The following is a 16,404-nucleotide window of genomic DNA, read 5'->3' as shown; positions in this document are numbered from 1 at the left end:
GACGAGCCCGATGCTCCACCCGCCGCATCAGCATCATCGTCCAAGCCATCCACACCCTGCTGACCTGCAGCTATTCAGGATGAAAAAGGCTCACTAAGAGGTCGTTTTCGCAAGGCCGCGAAGTTAAGCGGTGACTGCGCATGTCAAGCGTGTTGGCGGGACTGGTGGTTGTCCCGGTGGGAGCAACGGAGCCTCTGGTAGGAGGGGTGATCCGCCAAGATCAGTCCGACTTCCCGAGGCCCCGTTGCGCTGCCAGTCTGCCACCAGCACTCCCGCAAGGACTCCGACCGCCGCCGATCGTGTCTTCGCCCCAGGTCACCTGGGCGAACTGACCAAGTACCTGCCCGTCGAGCTCGTCGACGCCGTGCTGGCAAAGACCGGATCGGTCGAGCGTCGGTTACGGACCCTACCGTCGCGCGTGGGCGTCTACTTCCTCGTCACGCTCGGCCTGTTCCCGCACCTGGGCTATGCCAAGGTCTGGAGCAAGCTCATAGCCGGGCTGGCCGGACCGTCCGTCCCGACTCCATCGGAGAAGGCCCTGCGTGACCTGCGCCGACGCCTCGGAGCTACGCCGTTGAAGGCGCTCTTCGAGGTGGTGGCCGGCCCACTGGCCCAGCCCAGGACACCCGGCGTGCGCTACCGGCGCTGGCGCACGGTCGCCTTCGACGGCTGCAACTCGATCAAAACCCCCGATGCCGAACGCAACCGCGGCTGGCTGGGCAAACCCCGCAACCGCCACGGCTTCACCAGCTACCCGGTCCTGCGCCTGATGACACTGGTCGAGACTGGCACCCGCGGACTGCTCGGCGCGTCCTTCGGCCCCAGCCATCGCGGCGAGAACCACTATGCCAGGCGCCTGCTCCATCTCCTCGGCCCGGACCAGCTCGTTCTGGCCGACCGCTACTTCGACGACGCCAAACTCCTGCCTCAGATCGCCGACACCGGAGCCCAGTTCCTGGTCCGGCTCGCCTCCCACCGACGCCTGCCCACCCACGACCGGCTGCCGGACGGCTCCTACCTGGTCCACCTGCGGGGCGTCCCGGTCCGCGTCATCGAGGCCGACGTCACCGTCACCCTGGCCGACGGCAGCACACTCCACGAGGGTTACCGGCTCATGACCACCTTGCTCGACCATGATCTCGACCCAGCCAAGGCCCTGATCCGCCTCTACCACGAACGCTGGGAAATCGAATCAGCCTACTACGCGCTTCGGCACACCCTCATGCAAGGACGCGTCCTTCGCTCCTGCGACCCGTGCGGTCTCGAGCAGGAAATGTGGGCCCTGCTGCTCCTCTACCAACTGCTGCGGACCGCCATGGTGGATGCTGTCGAGACCAAGCGCGGCACCGACCCGGACCGGGCCAGCTTTACCGTCGCCCTCGAAGCCGCCCGCGACCAGCTCGTCCGTGCTCACACCGGCGCCGGCGACACGCTGGTCGGCGCGATCGGCCGAGCCGTGCTGACCCGCCTGCTGCCCGCCCGGCGAGCGCGTATCAGCGCCCGCCGGGTCAAGTGCCCGTTGTCGCGGTATGCCTACGCCTCTCCCGGCGAGGCCAGGCCCATGACCAGCACCAAAGTGCAGTCGATCGACGTCAGCATCCACCTCGACCACCCGACCACACCCGCCTTCGTCTCCCGCCGACACCCACTGCCCAGGCCCCGTCCCGAGCCGACACCCAAGGAGAGTCTGATCAACCGCGCCTACGCCGTCCTACGCTCCCACCCAGGCCGCCACTGGGGCCGCAAAGAACTCGCCCACGCCGTCGGCGCGGAGAACGTGAACAGCTTCTGCGTGCTTCTGGCAAGGTGGGCCCGCGAAGGACTGCTCGCCAAACGCGAACGCGGTGTTTACATGCTTCTTGACGATCCGGCCGGTCCTCTGCCACCGCCACCAGTACCGCCCCTGCCGGACCTCGCACCCGGCCTGTCCCGCTTCGATGCGGCCCTGGCCGTCATGCGATCCGCGCCCGACCGCTCCTGGACGGCCCGCGAGATCGCACCGGCCCTCGGCATCTCGAACATCCCCAGCTTCCGCGTCCAGATGGCCACGTGGGCCAGAACAGGACGAATCGCCAAGGTCAAGCACGGCACCTACACCCTGCTACCGGAGCCGCCACGCCAGCGGAAACCAAGCCATTGACACACTTCGATCCCGCTTAACTTCGCGGCCTTGGTCGTTTTCTCCCGTTGTTTCATCCCGTAATGCGGACTTCATTACGTGGTGTCGGGTCGTGCCAGGAGATGGTGGTCTCGCCGGTGAGGCGGCGGGCCATCAGGTCGGTCATGGCGAGGTGGACCATGGCCTCGGAGCGGGCGGGAAGGGTCTCGTAGTCGCGGGCGAGGCGCCGGTGGAGCATGAGCCAGCCGTACGTCCGCCCACCGCCCACCGCTTCGGCATCGGGGTGAAGCCCCTGGTCCCGGGTTTGCGGGCGATGATTTCCATGTCGATGCCCAAGGCGGCGGCATGCTCGACGAGGTGCTGGCGGTAACCGCCGTCGACCCGCACCTTGCGGATGCCGGGATGGCCGGCGGCAACCTGGTCGAGCAGCTGGGCGCCGGCCACGGAGTCCTGGACACTGGCCGCGGTCACCAGCACCGCGAGAAGCAGGCCGAGCGTATCGGTGACGATGCTCCGCTTGCGGCCGACGATCTTCTTGCCCGCGTCCGTGCCCTGGCTGGCGGCCGGCACGTTGGCGGAGGTCTTCACGCTCTGTGCGTCCAGCACGCAGGCGGACGGCTCGGCATCCCGGCCTTCGGCTTCACGCACCAGGCGGCGCGGCAGGCCGTTGAGCCGGTCGAAGACGCCTTCCTTCTGCCAGGCGGCGAAGTAGCCGTAGACCGTCTCCCGCGGTGCGAAGTCGTGCGGCAGGTACCGCCAGGGGACACCGGTGCGATCGACGTACAGGATGGCGTCCATGATGCGGCGCAGGTCGTGCTCGGGCGGACGGCCGATGTCCAGCCCCTTGCCTCTGCGCTGGGCCCGCCAGGCGGTGAGCGTGGGACCGATCAGTTCCCAGCGTGCATCGGACAGGTCGCTGGGATACGGGCGCTGTCGCGTCATGTTTCGGTAGTACCGTCGTGCACGACGCATCCCCAGGGCGCAAACAGCGTCAACCGGGGGCGCTTTGGGATCAGACAGGAGCGACTCGACTCAAACGGGCAGAGCCATGGAGTCTCCTGCCGCAGAGGTCGCATTGACCACTGGCACCACAGCAGTGACAGACCCACTCGCCCTTCGAAGCGCCACCAAACAGTCTCGCCGGGACAAAACGCTCTTTCAGAGGGCGTTTATCCAGTTCAAGGCTGTTATACGGCTTACATGAGTGACAGGTTTTACAGTGGTTCGCCCCGTAGGTGATGAATGCCCTCGGTCGATGCGCGAGACCCGCAGCCCGTCTCATCCGCTTCTGCGCCTGGAAGCCCGTCTGACGTAGAGAAGTGGCAGAAGCTCCCACTCTCTGCGGAACGAACCCTTCCGGCCAGGTCGTGATCATGCTGCGCCGCGAGCGAGCGCAAGCCGTACCCCAGCGACCTGTCCGACGCCCGATGGGCCCTGATCGAGCCGACCCTGACGGCCTGGCGGAACGCACGACTCGAACGCCGCCCGACGGGCAAGCCGGCTCAAGTCAATCTGCGCGATGTGTTCGACGCGATCCTCTACCTGAACCGCACCGGCATTCCCTGGAAATACCTCCCTCACGATTTCCCCGGTCACGGCACCGTCTACTTTTACTACGCCGCCTGGCGCGACGAAGGAATCTTCGCCCAGCTCAACTACGACCTCACCGCGCTCGCCCGAGTAAAAGAGGGCCGCAAGCCCGAGCCAACCGGCTCCGTCATCGATACCCAGAGCGTCAAGACCTCCACCAACGTAACCCTGACCAGCCAGGGAACCGATGCTGCGAAGAAGATCGTCGGGAGGAAGCGAGGCATCCTGACCCACACGATCGGCCTTCTGCTCGCAGTGACCGTCGCCGCCGCCAGCCTCTCCGAGAACGCGATGGGAATACGCCTGCTCGACAAAGCGAAGGAGACCTACCCTACTCTCGCGAAAAGCTGGGTCGATACCGGATTCAAGAACGCCGTCATCGAGCACGGCGCCACCCTCGGAATCGACGTCGAGGTCGTCAACCGCAACCCCGAGAAATGCGGCTTCCACGTCGTGAAAAGGCGCTGGGTGGTAGAGCGCAGCATCGGCTGGATCATGATGCACCGCCGCCTCGCCCGCGACTACGAGACCCTCACAACCAGCTCCGAAGCCATGATCCACATCGCCTCGATCGACAACCTGGCCAAGCGCATAACGGACGAGACCACACCTACCTGGCGAGGGACTTACTAGGAGATAAAGGGCAATCTGCCTAGATCAAACGCCCTCTCACACTGGAACACCATGGTGTCAGATACTGAGCACGCCCGCTCAGCGTGGACAGCTGCGTCCCTGGGATCTCCGCCACGTTCAAGGCGTGCACACATCGAGCCGTAGTGTCCCCTGCGGAGCCTCTTCGCAGGGCGGCACTTGCAGCACACGCCGGTCCGGGCAGGTCGTCCCGGGGGGTGTGGCGTACCCCTTCTTGGCGTCGTCTGCGCGCGAGCGGTCGGATGGCTACCCGGGGCTACGCGGGTCCGGCGCGGGGACAACGCCGAGGGCGGGCATCAGTGCTGGGGCACCATCGACTCGTCCTGCCCGTCCGTCCATTTCACCCCGAGCCGCTGCTCGGTGAGACGCCACCCGTCGGCGCCGCGCTGGAAGCTCCAGGCGTACGGGCCGCCCATGGCGAAGTGGTCGTCGGGCCGTTCTGGGTGCTGGACGGCGAGGAACCACATGTAGCCGTGCCCCCGTGCATGGTCGCCCGTCACCTCGAAGTACATGTTGAGGATGTGGTGCTGCATCGCGGGGTATCCGGACTCGGCCTCCCGTACGCGCTCCAGGATGGTCTCCCGGCCGCGCAGGGTGCCCCACGGCCCGAACTCGAAAACCGCTTCGTCGGACCAGCAGCTGATCCATGCGTCCCAGTCCTTGAGGTCGAGGGCCCGCCACGCCCGGAGCATCAGGGTGCGCAGTGCCTGCTGGTCCTCCAGTTCGCCGATACGGGCGAGGAGCCGGTCGTGGGCTTCGGCAGAGATGCTGTCGGTCATGTTGGTTGGTCCCTTCTCGGTTGCGGGCGGGCGGCCACGGGCCGAGCAAAGAACTCGCCGCCACGGCGGGGTCGCGGTTCCGCGGCGCCTTGGTTCGGGCTGTGGTGCCGTCAGGTTGCCGTGCCGCCGACGCCCCTCTCCAGGCCGGCTCGTGCCTGGGTGTGCCGCACCCCCTCGGTGCCGATGGCCGGCCCGCCCCTGCGATTGTGCCGCGCCGCTCCGACGGCCCTTGCCCAGCGGGTACGGCGCGAGTTCTCCGTCCGACGGGCCGTGGACTGGACGCTCCGTCCTCGACCAGATGTAAAGGCCCTCGGCTTCGCCGGTTCGACTGCGGTGAACAGTCCGGCTGCTTGCCGTGACGACAGCCCGAAGTGGTCAGGATCGAGGCGCTGCTTTGAGGCCGAGGCTCGCCGGAAGCGCGGCGACGGTGTCGTCGACGAGGAGGATGAGGCTCTCTGCGCTCGCGTCGTCGTCTGCGCGCAGGATCCAGGCTCGTTGGGCGCTTCGGGAGGCGACAAGGAAGAGGCCGAGCAGAAGCCTGGGCCGGGGATCGTCCGTGACAGAAATATTCAAGATGGGGGCGACGGCATTCAGTGCCGCCTCAACGGCCTCGTCGCAGAACCGGAGGTTGTGAGCGGCGAAGGACTGGTGAGCGGCGTCGAGCCCGAGCGCCAGGCGTACGAGATGAGTCCAGTTCGCATCGCGATCCGCGCATTCTCGAATGGCGGCGACCAATGTGTCGTGCAGTACGGAGAGGACTGCCGTGTCCGTGGCACGGGACCGCGGCTGCGACTGCAACCGGCGCAGGAACTCACGCCACATGTCCTGCAGAGGTGTCATCGCTACGTCTTCCTTGCTGGTGAAGTACCGGAAGAACGTGCGCTTCGAGACGCCCACCCGAAGACACAAGTCGTCGAGGGTCACCGCATCCGCGCCGTGGAGGGTGAAGGATTCCAGCGCCTCGACCACGAGGGCCTGGCGGGTTTGCGCCTTCTTGCGCTGCCGGAGCGTCTGTGGTGCCCCCGTGTCACCGTCGGCCAGTCTGACGCCATCCATTCGCGCAGCCTACCGCGAGCCCTTCTATATGCCTCCTGGTAGCATATGCCACTCAGGGGCATTTTGAAGGGAGCTTTCCATGCGGGCACTGATGGTCGACCACGCTCTCGACACGGGACTGCGGGTGGCTGAGACCGAAACACCTCGGCCCGGCCCTTCCCAGGTACTGGTGAAGGTGAGGGCGTTCTCGCTGAACTACGGGGATGTCGTATCCGCGCGCGAACTGCCCGACGGTGCCGTTCCGGGGTGGGAAGCGGCCGGGTACGTGGTCGAAGCGGCCCGTGACGGCTCCGGGCCTCCCGTGGGAACCCCTGTCGTCACACTCGACGAGGCGAACGGCTGGGCCGAGTACAGGGCGGCGGACACCGCGATGATCGGCGTGGTCTCCCAAGGCGCGGATCTCGGCGCGATGAGCACCCTCCCGGTCGCCGCCAACAGCGCCCTGCGCGCACTGCGGCGCATCGGCCCCATCCTCGGCCGAACTGTCATGGTCACGGGAGCCACCGGGGGCGTGGGACGCTACGCGGTGCAACTCGCACGCATGGGCGGGGCCACAGTGATCGCGGTCACCAGCTCGCCCGGTCCGTACGCCGACGAACTCCGCTCCCTCGGTGCCGCTGAGGTGGTCTCCCGCCCCGGCGAATACTCCGGGCCCGTGTATGGGGTCGTCGAGTGCGTCGGTGGCCCGCTCCTCGTGGAGGCGTTCGACCTCCTGCAGCGGGATGGTGTGCTCGTTGCCCTCGGGCACGTCGCTCCGGAACCGGAGTCGTTCCCGCCGGGTGCGCTCATCGCAGGCCCGACGCGTCACAACCGCAGCATCGTCACCTTCCACCAGCTCGACGGCGCTCCCTTGTCACCCGACCTCAGCTGGCTGGGCGAGCAGGTCACCCGGGGAGTACTGACCCCGTCGGTGGCGTGGCGGGGATCCTGGCACCGCGTCGACGAGGCGGTCGGCCGACTCCTTACCCGCACCCTGCACGGCAAGGCGGTCGTCGAGGTCTGCGACCCGGAGACCGAGGGAAGCGTACGGCCGCCCTCGGCGGCGTGAGCGGGCTCAAGTCCCTCGATGCCGTTCGAGGAACTTGGCGACGCAGGACGGCCGACGAACGCCTCGTCGATCTCCGTGGGGAAAGGGACAGAACCCCTGCCCTGCAAATGGCGGCGTACACCGCTGTCGTTCTCATCCGCCCCCTACTGGGGTAGCACTGCGGGCTTGGCTCCCGGGTGTGATGCCCCGCTCGCCACCGCCTCCCTACCTTCCTCTCGTCATCACGGACGAGAACAGAGGGAGACAGCTGGATGCGCCGCTTCATGACGTTGCTGACGACCGCCGTACTGACCACGCTGCTGGTCGGCAGCACAGCGGGCTGGGCCTTGGCGAGCGACGGGAGCGTGCCGGGCGGTCCGCTCCCCGGAACCGCCGCCTGGCTGGCGGACGACTCGCTCGGCAAGAAGCTGCCGGATCCCGCCACGGCCACCCCGTCCGACGTGGCGGCCTTCTTCGCCTCCCTGACCGGTGTCGAGCGGCAGCGGCTCATCGAGGATCACCCCACGGTGGTGGGCAACCTCGAGGGCGCCCCCGTGCACGTCCGTTACCAGGCCAACGCCTCCGCCGGCGAGCAGGTCCTGGCGTACGACCCGCGCGGTCGCGGCCTGATCGCGCGGGTCGTGGGCGACCTGGAGAACGCCTCTCGCGTGTCGGTGATCGTTCCCGGTTCGGACATCGACATCTCCACGTTCGACCGCACGGCACAGTGGGCCGCCGACCTCCAGGAGGAGGCGGGCGAGGACACGGCCGTCATCGCCTGGGCCGGCTACACCACCCCCTCCGGCATCGGCCTGGACCTGGCGACCGGTCGGCTCGCCGAGGCGGGCGCCGAGCGCCTGAACCGGTTCACCGAGGGCCTGCACGCAGCCGGCCTCCCCGGCCCCTCCCTCTTCTGCCACAGCTACGGCTCGGTGGTCTGCGGCCTCGCCGCCCCCGACACCGACGCGCGAGACATCGTCGTCATGGGCTCGCCCGGCATGCGCGCTGACGACGTCACCGCACTGGACACCGAGGCTCACGTCTGGGCAGCGAGGTCACCGAACGATTGGATCGGCCGCGTTCCCCATGTCGAGTTCCTCGGCCTGGGCCACGGCGCGGACCCCGCCTCGTCCGACTTCGGTGCGACCGTCCTGCCCGCTGATGACGTGCCGGCGCACGACGCCTACTTCACCCCCGGCACCTCCACGCTGAGCGCGTTCGCGGCGATCGCCGGCGGGGAGCGGTGATGAAGGCCTTCACGGAGTTCACCGCCAAGGTCGAAGAGCGGACCCCCGCTCACCGGGACCGTGCCGTCGACGGCCTGCGCGCGCTGGCGCTCCTGGCCGTCCCGACCGGCCACTGGCTGGTCGGCGGCTTCACCCTCGACACCAGTGGCGGTCTGCACAACGCCAGCCCACTGGCCACGTTCGGTGCGCTCGCCCCGGCCAGCTGGATCCTCCAGATGCTGGGCATCTTCTTCCTGGTCGGTGGCTATTCCTCATACCTCTCCTACCAGCGCCGCAAGGGCTCGGGCCGTGAGTGGACGGTCGGCCGCCTCAAGCGCCTGGGCCGCCCGGTCCTCGGCGTCACCGCCGTATGGGCACTGCTGCTGCCCACCCTGCACTACGGCTTCGGCGTCCCGTCCGCGACTCTGCGCACCGCGTCGACGCTGGTCGTCCAACCCCTGTGGTTCGTCGGCGTCTACGCGGTGATCACCGCTCTCACCCCATACTGTGTCCGCGCCTCCGAGCGGCTGGGTTTCCGGGCCGCGCTTCCGCTGCTCGGTTCAGTCGCGGTGGTCGACTTCCTGCGATATGGGCCGTACACGGACGCGATGCCGTCCTGGCTGAGTCTGCTCAACCTGCTGCCGGGCTGGATGTTCGCCTACCAACTGGGCGTTTCCTGGGCGGACAAGCGGATCGGCCGACGCGAGGCGTGGCTGCTGCTGGCGGGCGGCGCGGCCCTGTTCGCCACCCTGCTGCTCGCCTTCCACTACCCGGCGTCGATGGTGGGCGTGCCCGGCGCGTCCCGTACCAACTCCCACCCGCCGTCCCTCCTGGTCCTGGCACTCGCCGCCACACAGTCCGGCGCGGCTATCCTGCTGCGCGACAGACTGGCGCGTCTTCTGAAACGTCCCGCCCTGTGGGCGCCGGTAGCGGTCATCAACCTGGCGGCGATGACGATACTGTGCTGGCACCAGACGGCGATGCTCGCCGTCGCGGTCCCGGCCTCGTACTTCGGCGAGATCCCCGGCCTGACGACCGCACCGGACACGACCGGGTGGGTTCCGGCGCGGCTTGCCTGGATGCCGCTCTTCGCGGGACTGCTCATGGTGATCGCGAGGTTCGCCCGGCCGCTGGAGACCCCGTGGGAGCGCACCGGAACGGCTCGCCGTGCGGCGGCGGCCGCACTGGCGACGGGCTTCGGCTACTTCGCGCTCGTGGCGTGAGTGACGCGTACGCGCCGCCGCCCCACCGCGGTCCGGGGCCGCCACCCGGACACTCACCGACACCACCCACCGAACATCGGAGCACCACTATGTCCCTGCCCGGCGAATCCGCTCTGCCGCGTCCCCAGACGGCCACCACGCGGTCATCCCCACCGGACACGGGCAGCGAGTTCACGTCGTTGCTGCGCGACGTCAAGGGGCAGCAGCTACTCGATCGGCGCCCCGGCTGGTATGCGGGCACCATAGCGACCAACGCGCTCAGCCTTTCCGCCGTCGTGGCCGGCATGGTGCTCATCGGTCATTCGTGGTGGGTCCTCGTTCTCGCCCCCGTCCTCGCCGTCCTGTGTGCCCGCACGGCGTTCATCGGCCATGACGCGGGGCATGCCCAGATCAGCGGCGACCGCGTTACGAACCGCCACATTGGGCTCATCCACGGCAACCTGCTGCTCGGCATGAGCTACGCGTGGTGGAACGACAAGCACAACCGCCACCACGCCAACCCCAATCACATCGACAAGGACCCCGACGTCGCCGCCGACGTCCTCGTCTTCACCAGCGGGCAGGCCGCCGCCCGCACAGGCTTCCGCGCCTGGCTCACCCGGCACCAGGCCTGGTTGTTCTTCCCCCTCACCCTCCTGGAAGGCATCGCCCTGAAGGTCTACGGCTTCCAGGACCTGCGCCGCCAGAGCGGCCGCGAACGCCTGGTGGAGGGCACCCTCCTCGTCACCCACGTCGCCGGGTACGTCACGCTGCTCCTGACGACCATGTCACTCGCGCACGCACTCGTCTTCGCCGCGCTCCATCAGGCCCTGTTCGGGCTGCACCTGGGCATGGCCTTCGCGCCCAACCACAAGGGGATGGACATGCCCGACCCGGACGGCGACAAGTGGGGACACCTGCGACGCCAGGTGCTCACGTCCCGCAACATCGAGGGCAGTGTCCTCACCGACTGGTTCCTCGGTGGCCTCAACTACCAGATCGAGCACCACCTGTTCCCCAGCATGCCCCGCCCCCACCTGAGGCACGCCCAGTCCATGGTGAAGGCCCACTGCCGCGACCTCGGCATCCCCTACGCGGAGACCGGTCTCGTCGACTCCTACCGCCAGGCCCTGCGCCACATGCACGACGTGGGCGAACCGCTTCGCGCCGACATCTGAGTACCGATGCAACCAGTCAGGGGCGGCTACGTTTGCGTCGCAGTCGCGACAATCGGGTTCCCCTGATGGTTACGCGTCTCCTGACGCCCTCGCGGCATACACGAGAAGGTGGGGCTCATGACCTCAGTGAAAGAACGCCCACGTGCGCTGCTCGCGGGGGCTTCGCGGCGGTGGGTGCGCGCGCTGCCGTGGGCCGTGGCGTTCGTGCTGTGTGTCGCGCTGCTGCCCACCACCATCGTGGTCCTCACCGCTGACTACGGTCTGAACGGTGCCCTAGCAAGTGCGCTGGCTGTCGCGCAGGCGGCGCCGCTGTTACTTGCTGTCATTCAGCCGCTGCGTGCCTGGTTTGTCATCTTCGCGGCGGATGTTGCGGGGGCACTGGTTCTGCTCGTTGTGGACTTCGAGGAGCGGCTGCTGTGGCCCTTCCCACCTATGGAAATCGTGGGGTACGTCGGTCTGTGCCTGGCGCTGGGGTTGCGGGGTTCGCGCCGGACGCTGCTGCTGGTGTGGCTCGCGACGGCGGGGGCGAACGTCGGGCTGGGCTTCGTCGCGCCGCACGGCACGAACGCGATGAGTCTTCTGCTCACCATCCTCGGGGGCGTCGCGCTGCTGCTGGGCGGTGTGCTGCGCGAGCGGTACGAGGTGCAGCGCAGGCTGGCCGAGCAGGAGACGATCAGCGAGGCCGAGCGGGGCCGGCGGACGCTGCTGGAGGAACGCGCCCGCATCGCGCGCGAGCTGCACGACGTGGTGGCGCACCACATGTCCGTCATCACGGTGCAGGCGGACACCGCCGAGTACCGCCTCGCGGCGCTGCCGCCGGACGTACGGGAGGAGTTCACGTCCATCGCGGCGACCGCGCGCGAGTCGCTCGGCGAGATGCGGCGCCTCCTCGGCGTGCTGCGCAACGAGGAGGCGCACGGCGAACTGGTGCCGCAGCCGGGCCTCGCGCAGATCGGGCAGCTGGTGGACGCCACGGCGCGGACGGGCGGGCGGGTGGAGTTCACCCCCTGCGACGCCGAGGTGCCCGAGACGGTGGGGCTTTCGGCGTACCGGATCGTCCAGGAGGCCCTCGCGAACGTCGTACGGCACGCGCCGGGGGCCGCGACCCACGTGTCGCTGTCGGTGGCGCGGCCCGCCGACGGGCAGGGCGGGGAGCGGCTCACCGTCCTGGTGGTCAACGATCCGCCGCCCCAGCCGCCCGCCGGGCCGCTCGAAGTGGGCGGCACCGGGCACGGCCTGGTCGGCATGCGCGAGCGGGTGCGGCTCGTCGGCGGCACCCTCGACGTGGGCCCGCTGCCGGACGGCGGCTTCCGGGTCGCCGCACAACTCCCCCTGACAGAAGAGGACTTCACGTGACGACCCGCGTCATCATCGTCGACGACCAGGCCATGGTGCGGGCGGGCTTCGCCGCGCTGCTGGCCGCCCAGAGCGACATCGACGTGGTGGGCGAGGCCCCCGACGGCGCGCAGGGCGTCGAGCTGAGCCGCCGCACGCATCCCGACGTCGTGCTCATGGACGTGCGGATGCCCGAGATGGACGGGCTGGAGGCCGCGCGCCGCCTGCTGTCGCCCCCGCCGGGCGTGACCCACCGGCCGCGGGTGCTGATGCTCACCACGTTCGACGTCGACGACTACGTGTACGAAGCGCTGCGGGCGGGCGCCAGCGGCTTCCTGCTGAAGGACGCGCCGCCCGCCGACCTCATCGCGGCGGTCCGCGTGGTGGCCTCGGGCGACGCGCTGCTCGCCCCCTCCGTCACGCGCCGCCTCATCGCGGACTTCGCCCAGCAGCGCCCGGCGGCCCGGGGCAAGCCCGCGCTGCGGCTCAAGGGCCTGACGGAACGCGAGACCGAGGTCCTCACCCTGGTCGCCCGCGGGCAGTCGAACACGGAGATCGCCCGGACCCTGGTGCTGGCCGAGCAGACGGTCAAGACCCACGTCAGCCGCGTCCTCACCAAGCTCGACCTGCGCGACCGGGCCCAGGCGGTGGTCTTCGCGTACGAGTCGGGGCTGGTGGCTCCGGGAGAGTAGGCCCGCCCCCTCTCCGCGGTGGAGCCCCGGACCCCCTACCGCGGTAGCGGTCCCACATTGGCTCCCGGGTATGACGCCCGGCGCCGAGCCGTCCCCGCACTCTTCCCTCCGTCACAGGGACACACCTGATGCACGGATGAGGGAGACGGCACCATGAGGCTAGGCAAGGGCAAGCGGCGGCAGACGGACGACCGGGCGGGAGTGGACCCCCGCCCCGAGGCCCCGGCCGCCACGCCCGGTCTCGCCGTCGAACTGCGCGGGGTCCGGCGGCAGTACGGCCGCGGAGCGGGCACCGTGCACGCGCTCGCGGGCATCGACCTCGGCCTCCCGCGCGGCACCTTCACCGCCGTCATGGGACCGTCCGGGTCCGGCAAGTCGACGTTCCTGCAGTGCGCCGCGGGGCTCGACCGGCCGTCGGCGGGATCGGTGCGCCTCGGCGGCACGGAGATCACCGGCATGAAGGAGAACGAGCTGACCGAGCTGCGCCGCAGCCGCCTCGGCTTCGTCTTCCAGGCGTTCAACCTGCTGCCGTCGCTGACCGTGGAGCAGAACGTCCTGCTGCCCATGCGCCTGGCCGGGCAGCGTCAGGACCGCGGCCGGGCGGCGGCGGTGCTCGCGCAGGTCGGGCTCGCCGACAAGGCGCGGCGCCGGCCCGGTGAGCTGTCCGGTGGCCAGCAGCAGCGCGTGGCCGTCGCCCGCGCCCTGGTCACCACGCCCGACGTGATCTTCGCCGACGAGCCCACCGGCGCCCTCGACACCGGCACCGCCGCCGAGGTCCTCGGACTGCTGAGGCACGCGGTGGACACCCTCGGCGCCACCGTCGTCATGGTCACCCACGACCCGGCCGCGGCCGCCTGGGCCGACCGTGTGCTGTTCCTCGCCGACGGGGCCTTCGCCGACCACCTGGAACGGGGCTCGGCGGAGGAGATCGCGGCCCGGATGACCGCGCTCACCGGCCGTACCCGGGCGATGGCAGGTGCTGCGGCATGAGACGCCCCAATGGACTCGCCCGTGAGGCCGTGCGCTTCAAGCCCGCATCCTTCGCGGGGACCTTCCTCGCGCTGATGATGTCGGCGCTGATCGTCGCGGCCTGCGGAATCCTGCTGGAGACCAGTCTGCGCGCCTCGGTGCCGACGGAGCGGTACGCGAACGCTCCGGTACTCGTGGCGGAGGACCAGTACGAGTACGTCGTCACGGGCAGCGGCGAGGACCAGGAGAGGGAGGCCACGCCGCTGCCGGACATCGCCCGGCTCGACGCAAGGCTGTGGGCCAAGGCAGCGAAGGCGCCGGGTGCGGCCACCGCCGTCCCGGACTTCACCTTCCCGGTGCGCGTGGCGCATGAAGGGGAACTGAGCCCTCCTGGTGATCCGCTCACCGCGCACGGGTGGGGGTCCCACACATTCACGGGTACGGCGCTGACCGCGGGCTCCGCGCCCCGCGGAGGCGAGGTCGTGCTCGACGCGGGTGCGGCCCGCGCCGCGAAGGTCGCGGTGGGCGGCACTGTCGTACTCCAGACCGCCGTGGGTCAGCAGGACTTCCGCGTCGCCGGCCTCGCTCAGGCCGGAACCGCGGACACCGCCCGCAGCGCCGGACCCCTGGCCTGGTTCGCCGACTCCCAGGCGCCCGTGCTGGCCGGACACCCCGGCAAGGCCGACGCCATCGCTGTGCTGGCGCAGGACGGCACCGATGCCGACGAACTCGCCGACACGGTGAAGAAGGCTCTCGCCGGTTCCGGCGCCCTGGTACACATCGGCGACGACCGTGGCGCCGTCGAGGATCCCGGCCTGGGCTACGCCAAGGACACACTGTTCGGCATCGGCGGTTCCTTCGGCGGCATCGCGGCCATCGTCGCGGTCTTCACGGCGGCTGGGACCGTGGCCCTGTCCGTGTCACAGCGGGTCCGTGAGTTCGCGCTGCTGCGTGCCGTCGGCGCGACCCCGCAGCAGGTCCGCCGCGCGGTCGCCGCCGAGGCGCTGCTCATAGCACCGCTCGCCGGAATCCTCGGCTGCCTGCCCGGTATCGGGCTCGCGCACTGGTGGTTCGGGCAGTTGCAGGACCGCAGCGCCATCCCGCAGGCCGTGGACCTGCACGTGTCAGTGCTGCCTCTCCTCGCCGCCGTCGGCATCGGACTACTCACCGCGCTCGGTGCCGGATGGGTGGCCGGTCGGCGGCCCGCCAGGATCAAGCCGGGGCAGGCGCTCGCCGAGGCCTCGGTGGAGCGGCTGCGGCCCGGCCTGATCCGTACGATGCTGGGTATCGGCGCCCTCGTCGGCGGTGGAGTCCTCACCGGCGTCTCCGCCAGCTCCTCGGGGGACGACGCGGCCGGGGCCGCTCTCGGCGTCGTCATGCTCTTCATGCTCGCCGTCGCGCTGCTCGGCCCGCTGGTGGCGCGACTGTGCGCGGGCCTCTTCGGTCTACCGCTGCGAGGCGCGGGCCCGGCCGCCCAGCTCGCGGCCGCCAACTCCCGTACCAACGCCCGCCGCCTCGCCTCCGCGATCACCCCGATCGTGCTCGCCATGGCCTTCGCCTCGACCCTCGTCTTCATGCACACGAGCGAGAACCGGGCCGCCGACAAGCAGCTGCGCGCGGGTATCACCGCGGACCACGTCGTCACCGACTCGGCCGGACTCCCCGTGGACGCGGCGGCGCGGGCCGCCCGAGCGCCGGGTGTGGAGGCGGCCGTCAGCCTGCTGAACACCCAGGTGCTGGTGCCGGTCGGCTCCGGCGAGTTCAAGTCGCTCCAGGGCGCGGTGACCCAGGGCGTCAGCGGCTCGGGTGCCCAACTCGCGAAGGTGCAGGACCTGGACGTACGCGAAGGCCGCCTCGACGGGCTCGGCGAGGGCCGCGTCGCCATCGACAAGACCCTGGCGAAGTCGGCGGACGTCGGCGTCGGCGACCGGCTGCCGCTCTATCTTCCGGATGGCACGAAGGCCGCCCCGCAGGTCGTCGCGGTCTACGGCCGGGGCCTCGGCCTGGCCACGGTGACCATGGACCGGGCATCGCTCGCCAGCCACGTCACCTCGGGCTTCGACAGCACGCTGCTGGTACGCGGCGGATCCGAGAAGTCACTCACCGCACTGGGCAAGGTCACCGACGCCTCCGGCTACGCGACCGAGAAGAACCTGGACGCGAGGCTGGGCGCCTGGATGAACAACACCATGGCCGCGGTCCTCGGCGGCTTCGCCGCCATCGCCGCCGTCAACACACTGGTGATGACGGTCCTGGACCGCCGCCGCGAACTTGGCGCCCTGCGTCTGGTCGGTTCCACCCGGCGCCAGGTCCTGACGATGCTGGGCTGGGAGAGCCTCCTGGTCTCCGCGGCGGGCGTGATCATCGGATCCGCGATCGCCGCGGCCACGCTGATCCCGATGATGCGCGGTGTTACCGGCGAGGCGCCCTATGCGCCCCCGCTGCTGTACGGCTCCTTCGCGACCGCCGGCATAGGTCTGGCTCTGCTCGCGGTGACGGTGCCGGCGCAGGCGGCGCTGCGGCGCAGTTCGTAGCGCCCGTACACGGCGGTGGCCGGCATCACGTCGGCCACCGCTGGGT

The 16,404-nt window shown here is 69.8% G+C and carries 12 protein-coding genes and 2 pseudogenes; 11 read left to right on the top strand and 3 right to left on the bottom strand.

All coding sequences use genetic code 11. The features are described from left to right. A pseudogene (locus tag ACZ6IM_RS40235) lies at positions 1 to 83 on the top strand (IS5/IS1182 family transposase); the annotation flags it as partial. A 161-nt stretch (positions 84 to 244) separates the two neighbouring features. After that, entirely contained in the window at positions 245 to 2,140 is a 1,896-nt protein-coding gene (locus ACZ6IM_RS40230; protein ID WP_319215921.1) for an IS4 family transposase, read from the top strand. 52 nt (positions 2,141 to 2,192) lie between these two features. Here ACZ6IM_RS40230 and ACZ6IM_RS40225 read toward each other — a convergent pair. Beyond that, positions 2,193 to 3,061, bottom strand: a pseudogene (locus ACZ6IM_RS40225) (IS5 family transposase). Positions 3,062 to 3,532: 471 nt separating this feature from the next. Between ACZ6IM_RS40225 and ACZ6IM_RS40220 the strand changes: the two are divergent. After that, positions 3,533 to 4,342, top strand: a complete 810-nt coding sequence (locus ACZ6IM_RS40220) for an IS5 family transposase (RefSeq protein WP_398918626.1) — start codon at positions 3,533 to 3,535, stop codon at positions 4,340 to 4,342. A gap of 314 nt (positions 4,343 to 4,656) precedes the next feature. Here the strand turns inward: ACZ6IM_RS40220 and ACZ6IM_RS40215 are convergent, their stop codons facing one another. Both ACZ6IM_RS40215 and ACZ6IM_RS40210 read right to left on the bottom strand, forming a co-directional pair. Further along, complete coding sequence (locus ACZ6IM_RS40215; RefSeq protein WP_052843628.1) at positions 4,657 to 5,139, bottom strand: nuclear transport factor 2 family protein; 483 nt, start codon at positions 5,137 to 5,139, stop codon at positions 4,657 to 4,659. 375 nt (positions 5,140 to 5,514) lie between these two features. Beyond that, complete coding sequence (locus ACZ6IM_RS40210; protein WP_319215924.1) at positions 5,515 to 6,195, bottom strand: TetR/AcrR family transcriptional regulator; 681 nt, start codon at positions 6,193 to 6,195, stop codon at positions 5,515 to 5,517. Positions 6,196 to 6,274: 79 nt separating this feature from the next. On the opposite strand from ACZ6IM_RS40210, the gene ACZ6IM_RS40205 reads away from it, so the two are divergent. From ACZ6IM_RS40205 to ACZ6IM_RS40170, 8 genes are all read left to right on the top strand, one after another. Next, positions 6,275 to 7,243 (top strand): zinc-binding dehydrogenase, encoded by a 969-nt coding sequence (locus ACZ6IM_RS40205; protein ID WP_319215926.1) that lies wholly within the window; start codon positions 6,275 to 6,277, stop codon positions 7,241 to 7,243. A 251-nt stretch (positions 7,244 to 7,494) separates the two neighbouring features. Next, the gene (locus ACZ6IM_RS40200) at positions 7,495 to 8,469 is read left to right on the top strand and encodes an alpha/beta hydrolase (protein WP_319215928.1); all 975 of its coding nucleotides are present in this window, start codon (positions 7,495 to 7,497) and stop codon (positions 8,467 to 8,469) included. Beyond that, positions 8,469 to 9,671 (top strand): acyltransferase family protein, encoded by a 1,203-nt coding sequence (locus ACZ6IM_RS40195; RefSeq protein ID WP_052843621.1) that lies wholly within the window; start codon positions 8,469 to 8,471, stop codon positions 9,669 to 9,671. The genes ACZ6IM_RS40200 and ACZ6IM_RS40195 overlap by 1 nt, the downstream gene beginning before the upstream one ends. An 89-nt stretch (positions 9,672 to 9,760) precedes the next feature. Further along, positions 9,761 to 10,828, top strand: a complete 1,068-nt coding sequence (locus tag ACZ6IM_RS40190; protein ID WP_319215931.1) for a fatty acid desaturase family protein — start codon at positions 9,761 to 9,763, stop codon at positions 10,826 to 10,828. A gap of 117 nt (positions 10,829 to 10,945) precedes the next feature. Continuing rightward, positions 10,946 to 12,184 carry a sensor histidine kinase gene (locus tag ACZ6IM_RS40185; protein WP_319215933.1) on the top strand — a complete coding sequence of 413 codons (1,239 nt, stop codon included), beginning with the start codon at positions 10,946 to 10,948 and terminating at the stop codon, positions 12,182 to 12,184. Beyond that, a complete protein-coding gene (locus tag ACZ6IM_RS40180; RefSeq protein WP_052843618.1) occupies positions 12,181 to 12,855 on the top strand; it encodes a response regulator in 675 nt (224 codons plus the stop codon). Before ACZ6IM_RS40185 ends, ACZ6IM_RS40180 begins: the two co-directional genes overlap by 4 nt. 153 nt (positions 12,856 to 13,008) lie before the next feature. Next, positions 13,009 to 13,845 carry an ABC transporter ATP-binding protein gene (locus tag ACZ6IM_RS40175; protein WP_319215936.1) on the top strand — a complete coding sequence of 279 codons (837 nt, stop codon included), beginning with the start codon at positions 13,009 to 13,011 and terminating at the stop codon, positions 13,843 to 13,845. Then, on the top strand, positions 13,842 to 16,358 hold the full coding sequence (locus ACZ6IM_RS40170; protein ID WP_319215938.1) for an ABC transporter permease: 2,517 nt from the start codon (positions 13,842 to 13,844) through the stop codon (positions 16,356 to 16,358). The genes ACZ6IM_RS40175 and ACZ6IM_RS40170 overlap by 4 nt, the downstream gene beginning before the upstream one ends. Positions 16,359 to 16,404 lie beyond the last annotated feature (46 nt).

The sequence above is a fragment of the Streptomyces sp. NPDC042336 genome (assembly GCF_055581985.1).
The sequence above is the reverse complement of the archived record's forward strand: the minus strand, read 5'-3'. Positions and strand labels throughout refer to the sequence as shown.